Here is a 19,828-nt window from a genome sequence, read left to right as displayed (position 1 = left end):
CGAAGCCCATAAAGAGTTTTTTTGGAGGGTGGGGGTCCGGGGGAGGGGACCTTTTTTTGCAAAAAAAGGTCCCCTCCCCCGGTTCCTGCCTACGCCAAGGGACGGCCCAGGGCGCGTTGGATGGATTCGATGAGGTCTTTGATTTTGAAGGGCTTGGGGAAGAAGTCGTGGACCTGTCCCCGGAAGGCTTCGATGGCGGTATCGAGGTGGGCGAAGGCGGTGATCATGATGACCTGGATATCGGGATAGAGGCTTTTGACGGTCTTGAGCAGTTCCATGCCGTCCATGCCTTTCATCTTGAAGTCCGTGACGATCAGGTCGAAGGGCGTTTCCTCGAGCCTGGCCAGGGCGGGGGCGGCGGACAGGAACGTTTCCACTATGCAACCGTGCTTGGTCAGGTGGATGCGCAGCATATCGCCGACCACTTTCTCGTCGTCGATGATCATGATTCTAGGCGGTTGCGCTTGCATGGGATTCCTCCGTGGGGATCAGGGCCGGCAGGTCGATGAAGCAGGTGGTACCGGCGCCGACCGTGCTTTCCACCCGCAGCCGTCCCTGGTGGTTTTTGACGATGCCGTAGCTGACCGAGAGCCCGAGCCCGGTGCCTTCGGTGCCTTTGGTGCTGAAGAACGGATCGAAGATATGGGGCAGGACGTCGGGCGGGATGCCTTTGCCGGTATCGGACACCACGATGCGGGCCGTGCCGTCGTCGGCGCGGGTGGCGATGCGCAGGCCGCCGCCCGGGCTCATGGACTGGATGGCGTTGGTGATGCAGTTGATGAGCACCTGGTGCATTTGCGACACGTCGGCCTTGACCATGGGCGAGTCCGGGGCGAGGTCCAGGCGCAGGTCGATGTTGGAGACGTGAAGCATGTTGCGCACCAGCGGCAGCGTGCCCTGCACGAGGTCGTTGAGGCATATCTGGCGCATGCTGGCCGTCTTGGGCTTGGAGAAGTCGAGCAGGTTGGTGACGATGCCGTGGATGCGGCCGCATTCCTCCTGGATCTGCCGCATCATGTCCTTGCGGTCGGCCGGGGACAGGTCCTCGTCCAGGGTCTCGAAGGTCTCGGCCATCATGGAGATGTTGTTGACGGGGTTGGTGATCTCGTGGGCCACGCCGGCGGTCAGGGTGCCGAGAGAGGCGAGTTTTTTCGATTGCAGGATCTCGGCCTCGCGGGAGCTCAGGCGCTGCGACATGCTGTTGACGGCCCGGATGACCGAGGCGAGTTCGTCCTTGCTGTGGGGCTCTTCGATGCTCTCGAACTTGCCCTCGGCGATGGCCCCGGCCAGCCGCTCGACCTTAGCCAGGGAAAGCAGCACCTTGCGGAATAAAAGCGGCGCGGCCAGCACGGCGGTGCAGACCACGGCGGCCAGGGACACGGTCATGGTGCGCCGGGACAGGGCGATGATCTCGCTCACCTGCTCCCGTTCGCGGCTGACCAGGGCGGTGGAGAATTCCCGCAGGGCCCGGCCGGCTTCGCGCATGGACTGTTCCGTTTCCGGGCCGGCATTGCCGCTGGCGGCGGCCTTGTCCACGGCGGCGGCGTAGGCGTCCAGGCGGCGTCGCAGGGCCAGGTAGTTGCCTTCGCCCGCCCCGCGCACGATGCGGTCGCGGGATTTGGCCAGGGTGTCGCGGGTCTCCTCGATCTTGCTCGCGATCTCCCGCAGCGCGCCCTTGTCCTTGAAGAGAAACAGGTTTTTTTCCGACAGCCGCATCTCCAGGAAATCGGCGTTGAGGTCGTCCTGGACTTCCACGAAGCGCAGCTTGTCCACCACCCGGTTCATGTCGTTTTGGGCCAGCAGGGCCAGGACGAGGATGAGCGCGAGGCTCACGCAACTGCCGACGATTAGCTTGGTCTTGATTTTCATGCCGCGTCCCCTTCGGGGTCCATGCACCGGGGCGTGCGCACCGGTTCCTTGCGCACGGGCCAGTACCAGAGCAATCCGTCGACGATCATGGCCACGCCGGCGACGACCAGCAGCCAATCCACGATGGACAGGGCGCCGGTCGCAAAATAGCGCAGTAAGCCGAGCCCGAGGCCCAGGATGGCCACGCCGGTGCGGATGAAGGCCAGGCCGGTGCGGGCCCGGGCGGCGATGGTACGGTAGCAGGCGCAGACCGTGCGCTGGGCGGCCAGGACGTTGCGTTCCCGGGCCAGATGGATGCGTTCCGGCGCGCCGGAGGCGATTTCGAGGATGGTGGCGTGGTTTTCGAGCATGTCGCCGAGGCGCGCCAGCATGGTGTGCTTGGAAACCGGACGTGGCCGGCCGGGCTCCTCGATGAAGTGGTATTCCTCCAGAAACTGGAGCGCGGCGGCCGAGACCTCGACCAGGGTCTGGATGCCGGGCAGGCGGTGCCGCGACAGGCGAAGGCGCAGGTAGGCCCGCACGGCAAAGGCGGCCAGGATCAGGCCGATGGCCAGTCCGGCGACGTCGAGGGCCGTCTGCCCGGGCGTTTTGGCCGAGCGCAAGAGCGTGTTGCCAAGGGCCGTGAGCCCGAGGCCGAAGCGCATGACGTTAAGCCAGGTGCGGCCCGTGGCCATGTCCGTGCGCCAGCAGGCCAGGCGCGTGCGCCAGTGGGCCATGGTGTTGCGCCAGTAGGCCAGATTGGTGCGCACGACGCCGACCGGCGCGCCGGTCACGGACGGGGCGAAGTCGGCGGCCAGCCGGCGCAGGTCGAGCGGGGCGGCCGGCACGAAGCGCAGGGCGTATTCGGGAAAGGCGGTTGCGGCCGCTTCGCGCATGGCGGCGTCGTCCGGGCTCGTCGCGGCCACGACCACGGCGTTGTCGTCGCAAAGGGCGACCGGCAGCCAGTCGGCCCTGGCGAAGGCTTCGGCCGGGACCCGGGCCAGAAGCAGCGGCGGAATGCGCAGGCGTTCGTCGAAAGCGAGGGAGGTGGCGGCATCAGGCGACATTGTCCCCTCCCAATCCGGCGCTGGCCCGGCCCCAGGTTTCTTCGGGCATGGTGTAGTCCGGTACGGCCAGTTCGAAGTCCGCCGTGCACACGTTCGTGGCCTTCCTGGCGCGTCTGGCCGCCAGGGTGGCGCGCAGGCCGTCGGTAAGCAGCATGACGCCGCCGGCAATCAGCACGAGGTTGAAGATGGTCCAGCCGGTCGAACCCGTGCCGAACCAGGCGAGCAGGCCCAGGCCGACGGCCACGGCGTTGTTGCCGGTGCGGATCAGCGAAAGTCCGGTGCGGCCCCGGGCCATCTGGGTGCGCAGCCTCGCCAACACGTTTCGTTCCTCGGCCAGGGTGGTGCGCGTCAGCGCCAGCCCGGTGGACCCGAGCACGCCCGGCGCGGCCTCCGGCCAGGAGGGGGGGGGCGTCTCCGGGTTCGGGGGCGGCGCGGCCTCGGGCGAAGCCATGGTGCGGGGACTCGGGCAGGCGGCGGCCCGGCAGACGGCGTCCTGGCACATGCGCCCGGCCCGTCTGGCCGGCAGGTACCAGGCGAGCCCTTCCAGGGCCATGATCGTGCCCACGCCGATAAGGCCGAAGCTGGCCACGTCCCAGGGGCCGTGGTGAAACTGGCGGATCATGGCGATGCCGACGCCGGAGACGCCGATGCCGGTGCGCCCAAGGGCCAGACCGGTGCGGGAGCAGGCCATGACCGAACGCAGTTCGGCCAGCGTGGTGCGCTCCAGGGCCAGGCTTGTGCGGTCCATGGCCAGAAACCGGCGGCGGGCCGTGGGCGAGAGCAGGCCCCAGGCGGCGCGAAGGGCCCTGGCCCCGGGCACGGCCGGCAGCCAGCGGAAGCACGGCCAGAGCGGATCGGCGGACACGGCCAGAATGCCGGTGTTGCCAAGCTCCGGATCGGGCAGGGGAACGGGATCGGGCATGCCCCGGTGGGAGGCGCGTCGGGCCGGCAGGTACCAGATGACGCCGTCGACAATGAAAAAAATGCCGGCGCACAGGATAATGGCCTCGAGCGGCAAGGTGTAACCCAGGCCGAGGACCCGCAGCAGCACCAAGACCACGGTCAAAAAGGCGATGCCCGTGCGGAACATGGCCAACCCGGTGCGGCCCCGGGCCAGGGTGGTGCGAAACCCGGCCAGAAACGAACGGCGCGCCGCCAGATAGGTGCGCACCTTGGCCAGATCGGTGCGGGATGCCTCGGGCGGAAAGCCGGGGCACACGTCCAGGGTGTTGTTGAGGATATGGCGCACGATGGCCGGGTCCGCCGCGACGAGGCGCGCGTCGGCCACGCCGAGGGCCGCCTTGGCGGTGGCCTCCAGGGCGTCGTTTACGCGGGCGGCCCAGATGACGGCCGTGTCGCCGTCGCTTGCGACCGGGACCCACAGTCCTTCGCGCATGGCGGCGAGCGCCCCCCGGCCGCGAAAGGCCTTGGGCACGGCGAAATCTTCGTCCGGACCGGCCGGATCGAAGGTCTCCGGCGTGAAAATCCTGTCGGTCATGCCCCCTCTCTTGCTGCTTCCCGCGCCGGGGTGTCGGCGGGTATGGCTGTTTCCTCGGCCTGGGCCCAGAAGGCGGCGGCCGCTCGGGCCGGGGCGTCATCATCGGTCATGGCCGCGTCCAAAAGCCGCATAAAGGACAGCAGGCGGCCGAGCAACACAAGTCCCTTGGCGGCGTCGTCGCCGGAAACGTCGGTCAGGTTTGCGGTGACGAGGTCACCCCGCCTGTCGACGTAAAATCCGGCCGCACCCAGGATATCGGCCAGGCAGGTCGCCCGGCGCTCGCGAAGCGGCGTGGCCGCGCCGCCGCCCTTGACCCGCAGCCGCGCGTAATTGCCGCGCGCCCTCGGGCCGCACACGGCGTCGATCATGGCGAAATGAAATTCCACCCGGGCGTTGACGTTGACGTAGTCCCGCGCCGCCAGGGCGTAGTTGGGTTCGCCCACGGGCCTTTTGCCGCGCGCGTCGGTGATCCCTCTTCCCATGACCCCACCCACGTCACGGCCGCCGGGACCCGAGGGCGGCGCGGCGTAGGGCGTCGCCTGGGCGTTGAGCCCCTGCCACAGGGCGGCCAGGGGGGCGCTCGTCACGTCGTCCGGGGTGATGAATCGATCGGTCGCTCCCTCGCGCACGCCGCCGCCGAGGTCGATGACCATGACCTCGAAGGGCGCGTCGCCGCGCAGAATGCGCACATGGGAAAAGGCCTCGTCCAAAAGCTCGTCCCCGGCCTCGAACAGGGCCAGGATGGCCGCCTCGTGGGCGAAGCGGATGATGTCGTGGAGGCTTTGGCATTCCACGGCCGAAAAGGTGGGGCCGTAGGCGTCGGTGAGGTTTAGGGGCACCGTCAGTTCGCGCACCCTGACCCGGCCGGGCGTCAGGGCCACGCGCGGGGCCTTGGCCGTTTCCGGGCGCGGCGCGGCGAGCAGGTCGGAGAGCTCGCCCACGGCGGCGGGCACGGGAAGGACCGCTCCGGCCGTGGCGTCCAGCACCGCCGGCACGCCGTCCGGAATGGCGCTCACGGCTCCGGCGGCCCGGGTGAGCATGGGCCGGTCCAGTTCCCGGGCCACGGTGGACAGGTGATCGGTGGGGTTGCCCCCGGCCGCGACCACGCCCTGCCAGGAGGGGAGCAACCGGGCCGCCTCGGGCGTGGCCGCCGCGAGCACGGCGATGACCGGGCCGCAAACGGGGGCGTCGAGGTCCTCCGGGCCGCGCACATGGCGGGTGTGGCCCAGGCATCGGCCGGGACAGGCGGCCATGCCGCCGTGGAAATAGGCGTTGCCGGAGGTGGCGGGTGCCGCGCCCCCGGCCTGCCCGGTCAGGCGCACCGGCCGGGACTGGAGGACGCGCAGCTCTCCCGAGGCGGTCACGGCCCACTCCATGTCCTGGGGAGCCCCAGCCAGGGCCTCGGAGGCCAGCCCCAGCCGGCACAACCGGGCGAGGACCTCGGGCGGGATGACCGGTCGCTCCCGCTCGTCTTCCGGCACGGCCTCGCGGCGCACGCCCCCGGCCGGATCGGGCACGGCCCGGATGGTCTTTGTCGCCGGCCGGCCGGCCACGTCGGCGAGGTCGTCGCGGGAGACGCGGAAAATATCGGTCGGGGCCTCGCCGTCCACGGCCAGGATGCCGAGGCCGGGCACGGCCGAGACCAGCATGCGCCCGGAGGCGGGGCGCACCGGGTCCAGGGTGAAGAGCACGCCGGCGCCCACGGCCGGCACCATCTCCTGAACGAGCACGGCCATGTCGCAGGCGGCGGCGGGAAGTCCGGCCTGCAGGCGGTAGGCCACGGCCCGCTGGCCGAAGACCCCGGCCATGACCTCAAGGAAGCCGCGCTCCAGTGTGTCGGGGGTGAGGTTGAGGACGGTGACGTACTGGCCGGCGAACGAGTGCTCCAGCGTGTCTTCGGTCAGCGCGCTGCTGCGGGCGGCCAGCCTGGCGGAGCCGTTTGCGGCCAGCTTTTCCCCGGCCTGGCGCAGGTCTTCGCGCAGCCAGTCGGGAAGGGGCGCGGCCATGACGGCCTCGCGGGCCTTTTCACAGGCCTCGGCCAGACCAGGGCCTTCGGAACCGGCGGCGTGGAGCATTTTGCGGATGCGCGCCTCGAGGCCGCTTTCGCGCAGAAAATCCCGGCAGGCTCGGGCCGTGACCGCGAATCCGTCCGGCACGGGAAAGCCGTTTTGCCTAAGTCGCGACAGGCTTGCCGCCTTGCCGCCCACGCGCTCGGTGGCAAGGTCGCGACCGAGCGGCTGGCACGACGGCTGGCGGGCCGTCTCCTCCATGGTTTCGAGAGCGGCGCGAAGGGCCTCTTCCAGGCGCAACTGCCGGGCGTAGAGGAGTTGATGCCCGCCGTCGGTCAGGCGGCTCACCCCGTCGACCAGCTCGAAGGTCACGGCCTGCAAGTCCTCCACAAGGCCGGTCAGCTCGGCTGTGGACGCCCCGGTTTCCAGGGCCGCCTCGACCCTGGCCAGCCGGTCGAGGGCGCGTTCGTTGTTGGCGAGCAGGATGCGGAAGGTGTGGTAGCGCACCTTGAGCGCGTCCAGGGCGGCCCGCCGCCTGGCCTCGCGCCGGTCCTTGAGCGCCCGCCAGGGAGTCCACATCACGCGCTTCTCCCGGCGGCTTCGAAATCGGCTTCCAGCGCGTCCACGTCGTCCGGGCCGGAAAGCCCCACGTCGCGCTGGCGGGTAAAGGCGGTCAGCCGGCCGAGCAGGGTCAGCGCCGCTTCCGCGACCTCGGCCTCGACCATCTTGAGCCGGGCCACCACCAGGTCGCCTTCGGCCGAGGCCTTGAAATCGAACCGGGACAGCAGGCGCAGCAAAAAGGCCGCCCGGGCCGCCCGGGCCGTGGCGTGGGCCATGCCGCCCACGAACCGGAAGTAGACGGAGTTCTTGTCCGGATTGTCGCCGCAGTAGGCGTCCACCACGCTGAAGTGGTAGCCCAGGCGCAGGCTGATGTTGCAATACGAGCGGGCGGCGATGGCCAGATTGCCGCCGGACTTGCCGGTCATGCCCGTCATGGCGGCCATGGTGCGGTCCATGCCGCCGAGAATTTCTCGCAGGCCCACCCGGGCCGGAGCCTGGTCCCACATGCCCGGGGAGACGACGCCGTTAAGGAAAGCGCGAAGCGGCCGGCTGCGGACCGAATCGATCCCCTCGACGCCGGGGGTGAGCCCGCCGCCGATGTCGAGCACGCGCAAAAAAAGCGGCACGGGCAGGGCCAGCGGCTTGGCCAGGGACTGCGACACCCCGGCCAGGCGCATCTCGGCCAGGGCGGTCACGGCCTTTTCGTGGGAAAAATGGATGAGGTCGTGGAAGGTGCGGCAGCCTTCCTCGGTGAAACCCGGCGCGTCGGGATCGGTCAGGTTGAGCCCGGCGATGCGGCGCAGAAGCCGCCGCAGGGTCAGGTATTCGGGGTCGTCCGGGTTAAGCCCGGCCTCCGTGGCGACGCGGCCGGGGCTGGCCCCCTTGCGCACCTCGCCCATCTCGGCGTCCACGGTGACGACCAGGCCCTCGGGCAGGGCGGCAAGCGCCCCGGGCAGGCCGAAAAGGGCCGGTGTGCGAAATTCGCGGGCCACGGCGGCCAGATGCCCGGCCGCGTCGCCCACCTCGGCCACCATGGCTCCGGCCCGGCGCAGCACCGGGGCCAGGACCGGCGAGGCGGATCGGGTCACGGCCACGGCCCCGAAGGGAAAATCCGTCGGCACGGTGCGGTCCGTGACGTGGATGACCGCGCCGCTGCCGCGTCCCAGGCAGGCGGCCTCGCCGCCGCGAAGAATCAGTTCGCCCTCCGGGGTGGCCGTCTCGCCGCAGTTCTGGCAGGCCCGCATGGCCGCCCGGGTGAAATGAAACGCGCCCCCGGCGTCGCGGAAAAAATCGAGGCGAAGCGGGCCGCCGAGGAGCCGCTCGGCGGCGAGCGCCAGGCCGGCCAGGGCGGCGGCCGCGTCGAAGGGAAGCAGGGCCGTGCCGCGCAGGTGGCCGTTTGAGGCCGGGGACAAGGGCTTTTCGCCATCGGGCAGGGGCGCGTCCAGGGCTTTGGGGGAAAGGCGCGAGCGGCGCACGGCAAAGGGGTGGGCCCGCTCCAGGTAAAAGACGTCCGGGGCGTCCGGGGATTCGGCCGGGGCGGCCTCGATGACCAGAAATTCCCCGCCGTCCGGGGCGGCGTCCAGGGTGCGGACCTGTCCGGCCATGACCGCCGGCGTTTCGGCCAGGATCAGGGCCGTGGGCTGTTCCTGCGGCGCGTGCTGCCGGGCCTTTCGCATTTCTCTGCCCAGGGCCGGGATGACGGCGTCGGGCGTGGCCGCGCCGCGCCAGAAGCCGAGGCGCTCGCCGGAAGCGGCTTCGATGGAGACCGCGACGTCCGCCGGGGCGTCCTTGTCGCCGCGCTTCGCCAGGGCCCGGGCGAGCGACTGCCCGGCCGCGCCGGTCAGGCCCGTCTCGTCAAAGGCGGCGGCGGTCAGGGCCAGGCCCCACGGCACGGGCAGGCCCAGATGCCCGGAAAGCTCGCCCAGGGCCGCCGGGCCGAAGCCGACCTTGTGCCGGTCCTCCAGGCGCAACCCGGCAAGCCCGCGCACCGGCTCCTCGTCGCCGCTCGGCGGCCGCCCGGCCAGGATATCCTCCACGGCGGCGTTAACGGCCATGTAGCGGTCGTAAAGGGCCACGTGGGCGTTTCCGGTCATGGCGTTTAGGGCATAGACGGTCCGGTGGGTCAGCTCCGCCACTTCCCGGGCGGCCTTGTCCAGAAAGCTGCGGTCGAAGATGTATTCGCCGCCGAGCATGCGTTCCATCTCCGCCATCTTGGCCAGGGCGGCGGTGTTGGATTCCAGAAGCGACCGGAATTTGGAGAAAAGCGAGCGCGCGGTGCGGCTCGGATCCGCCCCGGCCGGGCCGTTGCCCGGGGGGGCGTATTCAGTCGGCATGACGCGCGCCCGGCAGGGTGGTTTCGAGGCGCCTGACCACGTCCAGGATGTCGGCCAGTTTGAACGGCTTGGCCACGAAGTCGAAGGCCCCCTTGTGGAAGGACTCCTTGGCCGTCTCCAGGGTGGCGAAGCCGGTGATGACGATGCAGCCTACGGCGGGCGAAAGGGCCTTGGCTTTTTCCAGGAAGCCCATGCCGTCGAGTCCGTCCATCTTGAGGTCCGTGATGACGATGTCGGCCGGGGACTCGGTGAACCGCGCCAGGGCGGCGTCGCTGTCGGTGAAGGTCTCCACGTCGTAGCCGGCCTTCTGGAAGGCGGGTTTCAAGCGTTTGACCACGATGGGTTCGTCGTCGAGGATGAGGATGCGGCGTTTCTTGGCGGCCGCGGCGTCGTTGGCGTCGGTCATTTGGTATCCTCCATCACCGGTTTGATGGCGGCCAGGAATTCTTCGGCAAAGCAGTGCGCGTCGCCTTCGCGGCTCATGCGCACGTCGAGCTGGCGCGTAAACCCGACCAGGCCGCCGAGCAGGCGCAGTTTGGCCCGCATGGCTTCCTTGTCAAGGGACTTGATGCGGCCGACCACCAGGTCGCCGTGCAGCTCCACGCGAAAATCCGAGCGTTCCAGGATCTTGCCGATGCAGCCCGCGCGCCGGGCCCTCCGGCGAAAGTCCGTCACGCCGCCGAGAAAGCGGAAGTACAGGCTGTTGTCGGCCGGCACGTCGCCGACGTAGGCGTCGACGAGCACGAAGTGGTAGCCCAGGTGCAGGTTCAGGTTCATGTATTCCTCGGACACCACGGCCAGGTTGCGTCCGAGCTTGGCCGTGGCCCCGTCCCGGGGGCCGTAGGTGCGCGTGAGGCTCGCCATGAAGCTGCCCATGTCCACGGGCACGGGATCGGTGCTCCACATGCCGGAATCGTCGAGTCCCTGGAGCAAGGACGAAAGCGGCAGGGAGCGCAGGGCGGCGGGCTCGATCTCGCCCATGCCGCCGCGCGCCTCGCCGTCGAGGTCGATGATGAAAAGGTTTAAGGGCAGGGCGGTCTTGAGCCGGGCGGCGGCGGCGTCGAGCAGGCCCTGGCCGGATTCGCTCAGTTCGATCAGTTCGGCCACGGATTTTTCGTGAATAAACCGCGTGATGTCGTGGAACGTGCGGCAGGAGGCCGGGGCGAAGTCCCGGGAGTGGGGATCGACCAGGGCCAGGGGCGTGATCTTTTTGAGCAGCCGGCGCAGCAGCCGGTATTCGTAGGAGTCCTCGTAGACGTCCTCCTCGGTCAGCTCGAAATAGCGCAGTTCCTTGATGAGTCCCCGGTAGACCACGTTTTGCGTGGCGTCCACGGTGATCTCGTCGCCGGTTTTGAGCAGCTCCGTGGCCACGCCGCAGCCGACGATGGTGGGCACGCGGAATTCCCGGGCCACGGTGGCCATGTGCCCGGCCGGGGAGCCGATGTCGGTCAGGATCCCCTGGGCCCGGGACATGATGCGCGAATAGCGCGGCGAGGTGTGGCGCGAGACGAGGATGGCCCCGAAGGGGAAGTCGTCGAGGTCCTCCTCGTTTTGGACCACCTGCACCTTGCCCATGGCCACGCCGCGCTGGACCACGTCGCCGCGCCCGGAAAAGACGGCCTCGGCCTGGCTGGTGGCCGCGTCGATGGCCCCGGTGCGTTTTTCCGGCCGGCCGGAAAAGACCAGGGCCCGGCTTTGCAGGAGGTAGAGCCGGCCGTCGGCGTCGAAGGTCCATTCCACGTCCTGGGGCCGCTTGAAATATTTCTCCAGGGTGAGCGCCGCCTCGCCGAGAAGGCTCAGTTCCGCTTCGCTCAGGCACGAAACCCCGGCCATGTCCTCGGGCACGGACTCGAAATCCGCGCCGCCGCCCGGGGTCAGCACCATCCGCCGAGTCTTTTGCGCGATGTCCTTGGACTCGGCGGCAAAGGGGGAATGGCGTTGCAGCAGGAAGGTGTCGGTCTCGATCTCGCCGCCGACCACGGGCGCGCACTGGCCCCAGGCGGCGCTGACGAAGACGCCTTCGTCCTTTTCGGTCATGGGCGCGTAGGTATAGAGCGCGCCGCTGACACGGGAGTCGATCATGACCTGGCAGCCCACGGCCATGACCGCCTCGTGCTCCTTGAATCCCCGGCGGCGGCGGTACAGCCAGGCTTCCGGGGAATAGAGGCTGGCCACGACCTTCTTGAAGGCGGTGTGGATTTCCGTGGGAGCCACGCCGATGACGCTCTCGTACTGGCCGGCGAAAGTGGTCTCGCCGTCCTCGTCCCAGGCGCTGCTGCGCAGGGCCAGGGCCTCTGGCGCGCGGCCCAGGCGTTCGGCCAGGGCATCCAGGGATGCGGCCAGGCTGCGGGCCAAGCCGCGGGGAATGCTGGCCGAAAGGATATGGGCGGTGACGGCCCAGGACACGCCCCGGATGTTTTTTTCCTCGTCAAGGTCAAGGAGCTTGGCCTGCTCCCGGATGAATTCCGGCAGCTTGTTTTTGGCCATGAAATCGGCGAACGCGCCGGTGGTGACGACGAAGCCGTCGGGCACGGGCAGGGAAAGCTTGTTTTTGAGCTCCCCGAGCATGGCGAACTTGCCGCCCACGGCCTCGGCCATGTCCGCGCGAAGGTCGGACAGGGGCAGGGTGGGGGGCGTGTCCGGGAAGCGGTGCCGGCCGGCGAGCTCGTCCTGGATTTCCTGGCGGATGCGCTCGAAGGCGGCGAAAAGTTCGAAGTTTTTGCCCTGGTCGAGGATGGACAGGTCGGAGACGAGCTTGAAGACCTGGTCGGAGAGTTCCTCGCAGGCGGATTCGATGTAGCGGCGGTCGAAGACGTATTCGCCGCCCAGTTTGTCGGCCATGTCGGCCATGAGCGTGAGGATGCGGTTGTTGCGCTCGAGGATGCTCTTGAATTTCTTGAAGAGCACCACGAAGGGAACCGGGGCCTTGCCCCGCCGCCAGAAGCATACCGCGTCGCGGATACCGCTTAACACGCCCATGGCCGTTTCGCCTTTTTTCGCGGGGCCTTTTTAGTGCGCCCCGCTCTTGGAGCCGCTGCACAGCTGGCCGATGACGAACCCGCCGATGATGGCGATGATCGAGGCCATGATGCCGAAGAGCAGCCCGTGGTTGAAGGCCATGTTGGCCATGAATGCCGGAACGCCCACGAAGGAGGCGGTCACGTCCGTCTCGCCGAGCGCCGTCTCGGCTTTGTCCTTCACGGCGAAGGCCTCCACGGAGTAGGTGCCGGGGGACAGGCGCGAGGGCACGTGGAGCACGGCGGTAAAGGGCCGCATGCCGTCGGCTTCCGGGCCGAAGGTGACCGTGCCGGCATGGTCCTTATACAGTTTTTCGCTGCGCTGGTAATGCAGGAATTCCTTGATGAGGCCGGCCTTGTCCGGGGAGGTGGCGTCCACGGTGATGCGCTCGGCCAGCCCGGGGATGCCCAGATGGTCCAGGCTTGCTTCCGGCAGGCCGGCCGAGGCGGCGATGAGAAACACCTTGGGCGCGCCGGTGAAGGTCACCTTGGCGAGGTTCATCCACAGCACGCCAAGCGCCTTGCCCTTCTGCTTCATGTGGAAGGTGTCGGGTTCGCCGGACAGGCGCACGGCCACTTGCGCGCCCGCCGGGGCCTTGCCCGTGACCGTCAGGGCGATGCCGTCATAGAGCGCGCCGATGCGGATGGCCGCGGGCGTGACCGTAACCGCCGGGGGCTCGACGGCGAAGGCCGTGGCCGGGACCAGAAGAGCGCACAGGGTAAGGACGAGAAGTACGCGGCGCATGCTAGTGTCCTCCAATGGCCGCCAGCAGCACATCGGGGCGGGCCAGCAGTTCGTAGAGCATCTTGAACATCACCAGCAGCACGATGCCGGCCAGGTAGACCTTGAGCTGGTCGCCCTTGAGCTTGCGGCCGATGCGGGCGCCGATCTGGGCGCCGAGCGCCGAGCCGATCAGAAGAATCAGCGCCAGGACGAAGTCCACGGTGTGGTTGGTCCAGGCCTGCATGATGGTGACGTTTAAGCAGGTGAAAAGCACCTGGAACAGGCTCGTGCCCACGACCACGTGCATGGGCATGCGCAGCATGTAGACCATGACCGGAACCATGATGAAGCCGCCGCCGACGCCCATGATGGCGGACAGCACGCCGACCAGGCCGCCCAAAAACAGGGGCATGATCAGCGACATGCGCACGCCCGAGCGGGGAAATTCCATCTGAAAGGGCAGGCTGGCCATCATCCGGGCGTAGCCGGAGGGCTTTTTGGGCGCGGCCGGCTTTTGCGACGGATTCTTGGCCTTGCGCATGGAGGTGATGGACTCGATGAACATGTAGGAGCCCACGCTGCCGAGCATGAGCACGTAGGTGATGCTGATGAGAAAGTCGGCGTTGCCCATGGCCCGCAGGACCTTGATCAGCTGGACGCCCAGCGTGCCGCCGACGACGCCGCCGATGAGAAGCAGCAGGCCCATCTTGACGTCCACGTTGCCGAGCCGCAGGTGGATCAGCGTGCCCGAGGTGGAAGCGCCCACGATCTGGTTGGAGTCCGAAGCCGCGGCCACGGTGGGCGGAATGCCCATCATCATCAGAAGCGGCGTCATCAGGAAGCCCCCGCCGACGCCGAAAATGCCCGAGAGAAGCCCCACACCCCCACCCAGGCCGAGTACGGCCAGGATGTTCACCGAATTCCCGGCGATGGGCAGGTACATGGTCATGGGAATGCTCATGTCGCCTTTCCTTTTGGTTGCATTGCCGTTGCGTCCTTGCGCGGGCTGACGAGCTCCACCCGGCATGAGACCCGGTGCATGATCTGGCGCAGGGACTGTGTTTCCCGCTCCGACTGCCTCCCCTCCGCGTCGGCGGTTTCCGCCACCAACAGCGTGACCTTGCGGTCCTTGGCGAATCGGATCACCTCATCCTCGAATATCCCCTCGGCCACGAACCACTCTATGGCGACGCCCTCGGACCGGGCCCGTTCGACGAGCAGGCGCAACTGCCGCCGGGCCTCCACCTCGGCCAGCGGCGGGGTTGCCTGTCCCTCGGGCGGAGCCGTGACGAAAAGCACGGACACCTTGGCCGGGATGCGCCGGGCCAGGGCCACGGCCCGCCCCAGCGCTCCAAAGGCCCCATGCCGGGGCGTCATGCAAACGAGTATATGTTCCATGGCGGTTCTCGCCTTCCTTGCAGCAACCTGCGGGCCAATATCGCTTAGAGAGGGCAACATGGCGGGAATACGGACGTTTCCGCAATGTAGCCGTCAGGGGAGGGAGCGGCCGTGTTTCAGATTGGAAGAAACGGCGAAGAGGCGGCCGGACTTTGTTCCGAAGTGGAACATGCGTGTCCCGGCGGGTATAGCCGATTCAATGAAATAAGTGGGTTAAGTTTGGAATGGGGCTTGCTAACCCTTCTCGACCGATCCATGGGGGGCCGGCGGCTTTGCGGGGCGGTCGAAAAAGGGTAGCTTGTCGCTCCCGGCAACAAGGATTGAGGCCATGCTGCGCACCATTCGTTCCAAAATGATCTTCGCGTTCGCGGTGAGTCTGTTCTCCGTGCTGGTTTTGGCCGTCTTCCACCTGGGCAGCCTGTCGACGCTTCGGGAGCGCTATCTGATCAGCGAGCGGGTCGAGGACTTGCAGAACGACATTTTGGAAGTGCGGCGCTTTGAAAAAAATTTCCTTTTATATCATGATGTTTCCAGTCTTCGCGAAGGGCTCGACTACCTCGACGAGGTGGACCGTCTGGCCGGCGGGCTCACTGGCGGCATGGCCCACGAGTTGGGGGAAAAAGCCTATCGTGAATTTTTAAACGATCTCGAAGCCTACCGCACGGCCCTGTCCCGGCTGTCCGAGCGGGGCAAGCCGACGCCCGAGGAAACCGAGGCCGTGCGCACCAAGGGCAAGGCGCTCACCGACTTCGCCACCAGGCTCCTTTCGGCCAAGCGGGCCCGCATTCACGAGACCATCCGCCAGTCGCTGGCCCTGCCGTTCGCTTTTGTCGGCGTGTTTCTGGCCGTGACCATCGCCGTGGTGGCGCTCGTCTCCACCCGGGTGCTGCGGCCGCTGGCCTTGCTGCGCGAGACCACGCGCCGGGTGGGGGATGGCGATTTTAGGCCGGTGGCCTTGCGCTCCGATCTTTCCGACGAGATTTCCGGGCTCATGGGGGCGTTTAACCGCATGGCCCACCAGATCGAGGTCAACCAGGAGGACCTGCTGCAAGCCCGCAAGATGGCGGCGCTTGGCACCTTCACCGCCGGGGTGGCCCATGAACTCAACAACCCCCTCAACAACATCGCGCTGACCGCCGACGCGCTGCGCGAGGATTACGCCGAAACCCTCGACGCCGACGGCCGGGAGCTTGTGGACGACATCACGGGGCAAGCCGACCGGGCGGCGGACATCGTGCGCAACCTGCTCGATTTTTCCCGCACCGAGCGTCCGCCGCTGGTGCTTCTCGATCCGGCCGAGGTCGTGCGTTCGAGCCTGAATCTGGTCAAAAACCAGATCCAGGCCGCGGGCGTGTGCCTGGAAACGGAGTATGCCCCGCGGCTTCCCGCCATCCGGGGCGATATGCGAAGCCTCCAGCAGGTGCTGGTCAACATCGTGCAAAACGCCGCGCAGGCCACGCCTCCCGGCGGCGTCGTGCGCGTGGAGACGTGCCTCGGCAGGGACGCCGGCCATATCCGCATCAACGTGGCCGATACCGGCCCCGGCATCGCCCCGAGCGTGCGGGAGCACATCTTCGAACCGTTTTTCACCACCAAGGGCGTGGGCAAGGGCACGGGCCTGGGGCTGGCCGTGGCCTATTCCCTGGTCAAGCGCCATGGCGGCCGCATCGAGGTCGAGTGCCCGGAGGGCGGCGGCGCGGTCTTTACCGTGCGCCTGCCCGTCGCGCCGTCCGCCACGTCCGAAGACGCCCCGGAGCAAGGGACATCATGAAGCATCGCATCGCCGTGGTGGATGACGAGACCATCGTGTGCAACCGCCTGAGCCGCGCCCTGGCCAAGGACGGCGACGCGGTGGAGGCCTTTACCGAAGGCCGGTCGTTTCTGGCCCGCCAGGTCGAGGACCCGTTCGACCTGGTCTTTTTGGACCTGCGGTTGCCCGACGAGGACGGTATTTCGCTTCTGCCCCGCATCAAGGCGGCCTCGCGCGACACCGAGGTGATCCTCGTGACCGGGTTCGGCTCCATCGAGACGGCGGTGGAGGCGGTCAAGGAAGGGGCGTTTCACTACGTGCAAAAGCCGGTGAAGCTGGCCGAGGTGCGAAGCCTCGCCGGCGCGGCGCTGGAGCGCATCGACCTGCGCCGGGAAAACGCCCGGCTGCGGGAGGCGCTGCGCGACGGTCCCGAAGGCAAGGCCATGATCGGCACCTCGCCGGCCATCCGCAAGGTCTTCGCCATGATCGACAAGGTGGCCCCCATCGACTGTAACGTGCTGCTGCTCGGAGCCAGCGGCACGGGCAAGGAGCTGGTGGCCAGGGCGCTGCACAGCCAGAGCAAGCGCAGCGACCGGCCGTTCGTGTCGTTTAACTGCGGCGGGTTTACCGACGAACTCATCAGCAGCGAGCTGTTCGGCTACGAGAAGGGGGCTTTTACCGGCGCGACGGCCACCCGCATCGGGCTGTTCGAATCCGCGGCCGGGGGCACGGTCTTTCTCGACGAGATCGGCGAGATGCCGCTTTCCATGCAGGTCAAGCTCCTGCGCGTCATCCAGGAGCGCAAGCTGCTGCGCGTGGGCGGCACCAAGCCCATCGACCTCGACGTGCGTCTTATTGCCGCCACCAACAAGGATCTCAAGCACGAGGCCTCGGTCGGCGCGTTTCGCGAGGACCTGTTTTTTCGCCTGAATGTCGTGACCATCCACCTGCCGCGCCTGGACGAACGCCGCGACGACATCGCGCCGCTGACCACCTACTTTCTGGAAAAATACGGCCTGGCCTTCCACAAATCCGTCACCCGGGTCGAGCCCGAGGCCATGCGCATCCTGGGTGCCTACAGCTACCCCGGCAACGTCCGGGAGCTGGAAAACATCATCGAGCGCGGCGTGGCCCTGGCCGAAGGGGAGACGCTGCGGGTCCAGGACCTGCCCTCGGACCTGCGCCAGCTCTCCTTCGATTCCATCGAGGGCGAGGGGCTCGTGTCGCTTGAAGAGATGGAGCGGCGCTACATCATGCGCGTGCTCGAACGCACCGGTTACAACAAGGGACTCTCGGCCCAGATCCTCGGCGTGCCCCGCACCACCCTGTGGCGCAAGCTCAAGCAATACGGCCTGGATTAGCCTCGCGCTCCCGAAGGAGCTCCCCGCGCCTCGAACGGTCCCGCCAGGAGAGGTTTGTTTCCCTTTAGCCTGCCCCCTGTTTTAAAACGCGCGGCGCCGGCGGCCGTATCGCGCCGCGACAGACCCGCGCGGGCCTGTCCGCCCTCCCATTCTTTCGCCTTGCTTCAGCGTGCGGCAGGCGTTTCGTGCCGCGTTTTTTGGGGAGGAGAAGTGTCGCGGTGGGGGCTGGCCCGAGGGATTCCCCGGCGCATTATAAAAATATGTTTTATTTTCAGCATGTTCGGTGATATGTTTGTTTTGCGATATGCATTTCGTGTTTCAAAAACAGATTTTGTGGTATGCGGCTTCCGTGTCTCGGGCAGGCGTATCGGCGTGCCGGTTTCAACACTCTGCACGGAGGACAAGGCAAATGGACGGCGCATCCCATCTGGACAGCGTGTACGCGCAGGAAGTGAATGACGCGTTCGCCAAGGCGAACACTCCAGATTCCCGGCCGGTCAAGGTGAAGGGCAAGGACGTGGCCGTCCCCAGGCCCTACCCCTCGCCGGTGGATTGGCGTGACGAGTGGATCTACTTCATCATGGTCGACCGGTTCAACAATCCTGACGGTGACCCCAGGAACATGCCCTTTGACGCGCCCTTCTCCGGGTTCCAGGGAGGGACGCTGACCGGCATCACGGCGCGGCTCGACTACTTGCACGGCCTCGGGGTCGGGGCCCTGTGGGTCACGCCCGTGGTCATGGGCTGCCCCGAACAAGAGGGCGGCTACCACGGCTACGGCTTTCAGAATCCGCTGGAAATCGATCCCCGTTTCGGCACGGAGCAGGACCTGGTCGATCTGGTGGATGCGGCCCATGCCCGGGGTATGCGGGTCATCCTCGACGTCGTGCTCAACCATGCCGGCGACGTTTTCGCCTATGACCTTGATGGCAATGTCTGCAGCGAATGCGGTCTTTCCGGGGGCAAGTACCCCATCCAATGGCGCGACGAAAAGGGCCATCCCATGAAGGAATGGAGCGAGGCCCCGGCCAAATGTCCGCCGGGCGCGGCCATCGGACCGAAGGAACTGCGCGACAACGCCTATTTCCGCCGGCAGGGGGCCGGGAGCGAGGCGTACGGGGATTTTTGCTCGCTCAAGGAGTTCGTCACCGACGCCGCCTGCGAGGACCCGCAACGGGGCTGGCGCATGCCCGTGCGCGACACGCTGATCCGCGCCTACCAGTATCTCGTGGCGCGCTACGACGTCGACGGCCTGCGCATCGACACCCTCAAGTACGTGGAGCCGGACTTCGCCCGCATCTTCGGCAACGCCATGCGCGAATACGCCGCCTCCATCGGCAAGGCGAATTTTTTCACCTACGGCGAAATCTGGGAGGGCGCGGACAACCAGGAGACCATCAAGCGCTACATCGGGGCCTATTCATCGGAAACCGGCGGGGTGACGGGCGTGGACGCGGCCCTGGATTTCCCGCTTTTCTTCAAGCTGCGCGACATGCTCAAGGGCTCGGAAACCCCGGCCGGGCTGGCGCGTTTCTTCGAGGAGCGCAAGCACGTCTTCGCCAACCACATGAGCTCCCACGGCGAGGCCAGCCGCTATTTCGTGACCTTTCTCGATAACCACGACCAGAAGAACCGTTTCTATTACCGTGATCCCCAAAATCCCCATGCCTACGACGCGCAACTGACCATGGCCATGGGCCTGCTTTTCACCCTGCAGGGCATTCCCTGCCTGTATTACGGCACCGAACAGGGCCTTTGCGGCATGGGCGACAGCGACACCTGCGTGCGCGAGGCCCTGTGGGGACTCGGCGAGGCCGCCTTCGACGCCGGGCATCCGTTCTATCAGGCCGTGCGCAAGCTGTCGGAACTGCGAAACGATCAGCCGGCCCTGCGTTACGGGCGGCAGTATTTTCGGCCGGTCTCCGGAGACGGCGTGGATTTCGGCATCTCGCCGTACCCCGGCGGCGTGCTGGCCTTCTCGCGCATCCTCAACGACCGCGAGGTGCTGGTGGTCGGCAATACCAGCACGACGACGCTCTGGAGCGGCGAGGTCTTGGTGGACTATGCCCTGAACGCGCCTGTGGACGGCGCTTGGAAGGCGCTTTACTCCAACCGCGACGACCCGGCGGCCATGTCCTGCGAACTGACGGAGAAAGCCCCGGGCGCATGCGCCATCGACGGCCGGGTCAGCGGCGGAGCGGTGCGCGCCGTGCGCGTGGCCCTCGCCCCCATGGAATTGGCGGTATACGGACGGTAGGCCCT

Annotated in this window: 14 protein-coding genes; 3 read left to right on the top strand and 11 right to left on the bottom strand. The window is 67.5% G+C overall.

Annotation, left to right across the window (positions count from 1 at the left end; genetic code table 11):
- Window positions 1-89 precede the first annotated feature (89 nt).
- Genes DESFRDRAFT_RS17930 through DESFRDRAFT_RS17880 form a run of 11 tightly spaced genes read right to left on the bottom strand, consistent with a single transcriptional unit; the run spans window position 90 to window position 14,455 of the window.
- Complete coding sequence (locus DESFRDRAFT_RS17930) at window positions 90-470, bottom strand: response regulator (protein ID WP_005996318.1); 381 nt, start codon at window positions 468-470, stop codon at window positions 90-92.
- Entirely contained in the window at window positions 451-1,869 is a 1,419-nt protein-coding gene (locus tag DESFRDRAFT_RS17925; RefSeq protein ID WP_005996316.1) for a sensor histidine kinase, read from the bottom strand. The genes DESFRDRAFT_RS17930 and DESFRDRAFT_RS17925 overlap by 20 nt, the downstream gene beginning before the upstream one ends.
- A complete protein-coding gene (locus tag DESFRDRAFT_RS17920) occupies window positions 1,866-2,915 on the bottom strand; it encodes a GspE/PulE/PilB domain-containing protein (RefSeq protein WP_005996314.1) in 1,050 nt (349 codons plus the stop codon). Before DESFRDRAFT_RS17920 ends, DESFRDRAFT_RS17925 begins: the two co-directional genes overlap by 4 nt.
- Window positions 2,905-4,413: a hypothetical protein gene (locus tag DESFRDRAFT_RS17915; protein ID WP_005996312.1), complete on the bottom strand. Its 1,509-nt coding sequence runs from the start codon at window positions 4,411-4,413 to the stop codon at window positions 2,905-2,907. Before DESFRDRAFT_RS17915 ends, DESFRDRAFT_RS17920 begins: the two co-directional genes overlap by 11 nt.
- Window positions 4,410-7,001: a PEP/pyruvate-binding domain-containing protein gene (locus tag DESFRDRAFT_RS17910; RefSeq protein ID WP_005996310.1), complete on the bottom strand. Its 2,592-nt coding sequence runs from the start codon at window positions 6,999-7,001 to the stop codon at window positions 4,410-4,412. Before DESFRDRAFT_RS17910 ends, DESFRDRAFT_RS17915 begins: the two co-directional genes overlap by 4 nt.
- Window positions 7,001-9,316 (bottom strand): PEP-utilizing enzyme, encoded by a 2,316-nt coding sequence (locus DESFRDRAFT_RS17905; protein WP_005996308.1) that lies wholly within the window; start codon window positions 9,314-9,316, stop codon window positions 7,001-7,003. The genes DESFRDRAFT_RS17910 and DESFRDRAFT_RS17905 overlap by 1 nt, the downstream gene beginning before the upstream one ends.
- Window positions 9,306-9,722: a response regulator gene (locus DESFRDRAFT_RS17900; RefSeq protein WP_005996306.1), complete on the bottom strand. Its 417-nt coding sequence runs from the start codon at window positions 9,720-9,722 to the stop codon at window positions 9,306-9,308. The genes DESFRDRAFT_RS17905 and DESFRDRAFT_RS17900 overlap by 11 nt, the downstream gene beginning before the upstream one ends.
- Window positions 9,719-12,295 carry a PEP/pyruvate-binding domain-containing protein gene (locus tag DESFRDRAFT_RS17895; protein ID WP_005996305.1) on the bottom strand — a complete coding sequence of 859 codons (2,577 nt, stop codon included), beginning with the start codon at window positions 12,293-12,295 and terminating at the stop codon, window positions 9,719-9,721. Before DESFRDRAFT_RS17895 ends, DESFRDRAFT_RS17900 begins: the two co-directional genes overlap by 4 nt.
- A 30-nt stretch (window positions 12,296-12,325) precedes the next feature.
- Entirely contained in the window at window positions 12,326-13,078 is a 753-nt protein-coding gene (locus DESFRDRAFT_RS17890; RefSeq protein WP_005996304.1) for a TIGR02186 family protein, read from the bottom strand.
- 1 nt (window position 13,079) lies between these two features.
- Window positions 13,080-14,018 carry a sulfite exporter TauE/SafE family protein gene (locus DESFRDRAFT_RS17885; RefSeq protein WP_005996303.1) on the bottom strand — a complete coding sequence of 313 codons (939 nt, stop codon included), beginning with the start codon at window positions 14,016-14,018 and terminating at the stop codon, window positions 13,080-13,082.
- The gene (locus DESFRDRAFT_RS17880; protein ID WP_005996302.1) at window positions 14,015-14,455 is read right to left on the bottom strand and encodes a universal stress protein; all 441 of its coding nucleotides are present in this window, start codon (window positions 14,453-14,455) and stop codon (window positions 14,015-14,017) included. Before DESFRDRAFT_RS17880 ends, DESFRDRAFT_RS17885 begins: the two co-directional genes overlap by 4 nt.
- A 328-nt stretch (window positions 14,456-14,783) precedes the next feature.
- Between DESFRDRAFT_RS17880 and DESFRDRAFT_RS17875 the strand changes: the two genes are divergently transcribed.
- From DESFRDRAFT_RS17875 to DESFRDRAFT_RS17865, 3 genes are all read left to right on the top strand, one after another.
- Window positions 14,784-16,226, top strand: a complete 1,443-nt coding sequence (locus tag DESFRDRAFT_RS17875; protein ID WP_005996301.1) for a sensor histidine kinase — start codon at window positions 14,784-14,786, stop codon at window positions 16,224-16,226.
- Window positions 16,223-17,566, top strand: a complete 1,344-nt coding sequence (locus DESFRDRAFT_RS17870) for a sigma-54-dependent transcriptional regulator (protein WP_005996300.1) — start codon at window positions 16,223-16,225, stop codon at window positions 17,564-17,566. Before DESFRDRAFT_RS17875 ends, DESFRDRAFT_RS17870 begins: the two co-directional genes overlap by 4 nt.
- A gap of 409 nt (window positions 17,567-17,975) precedes the next feature.
- Window positions 17,976-19,823 carry an alpha-amylase family glycosyl hydrolase gene (locus DESFRDRAFT_RS17865; protein ID WP_005996299.1) on the top strand — a complete coding sequence of 616 codons (1,848 nt, stop codon included), beginning with the start codon at window positions 17,976-17,978 and terminating at the stop codon, window positions 19,821-19,823.
- Window positions 19,824-19,828: the final 5 nt, after the last annotated feature.

Source organism: Solidesulfovibrio fructosivorans JJ] (assembly GCF_000179555.1).
GTDB classification, from domain to species: Bacteria; Desulfobacterota; Desulfovibrionia; order Desulfovibrionales; family Desulfovibrionaceae; genus Solidesulfovibrio; species Solidesulfovibrio fructosivorans.
Note: the sequence above shows the minus strand (reverse complement) of the source record. Positions and strands in the feature narration are given on the sequence as shown.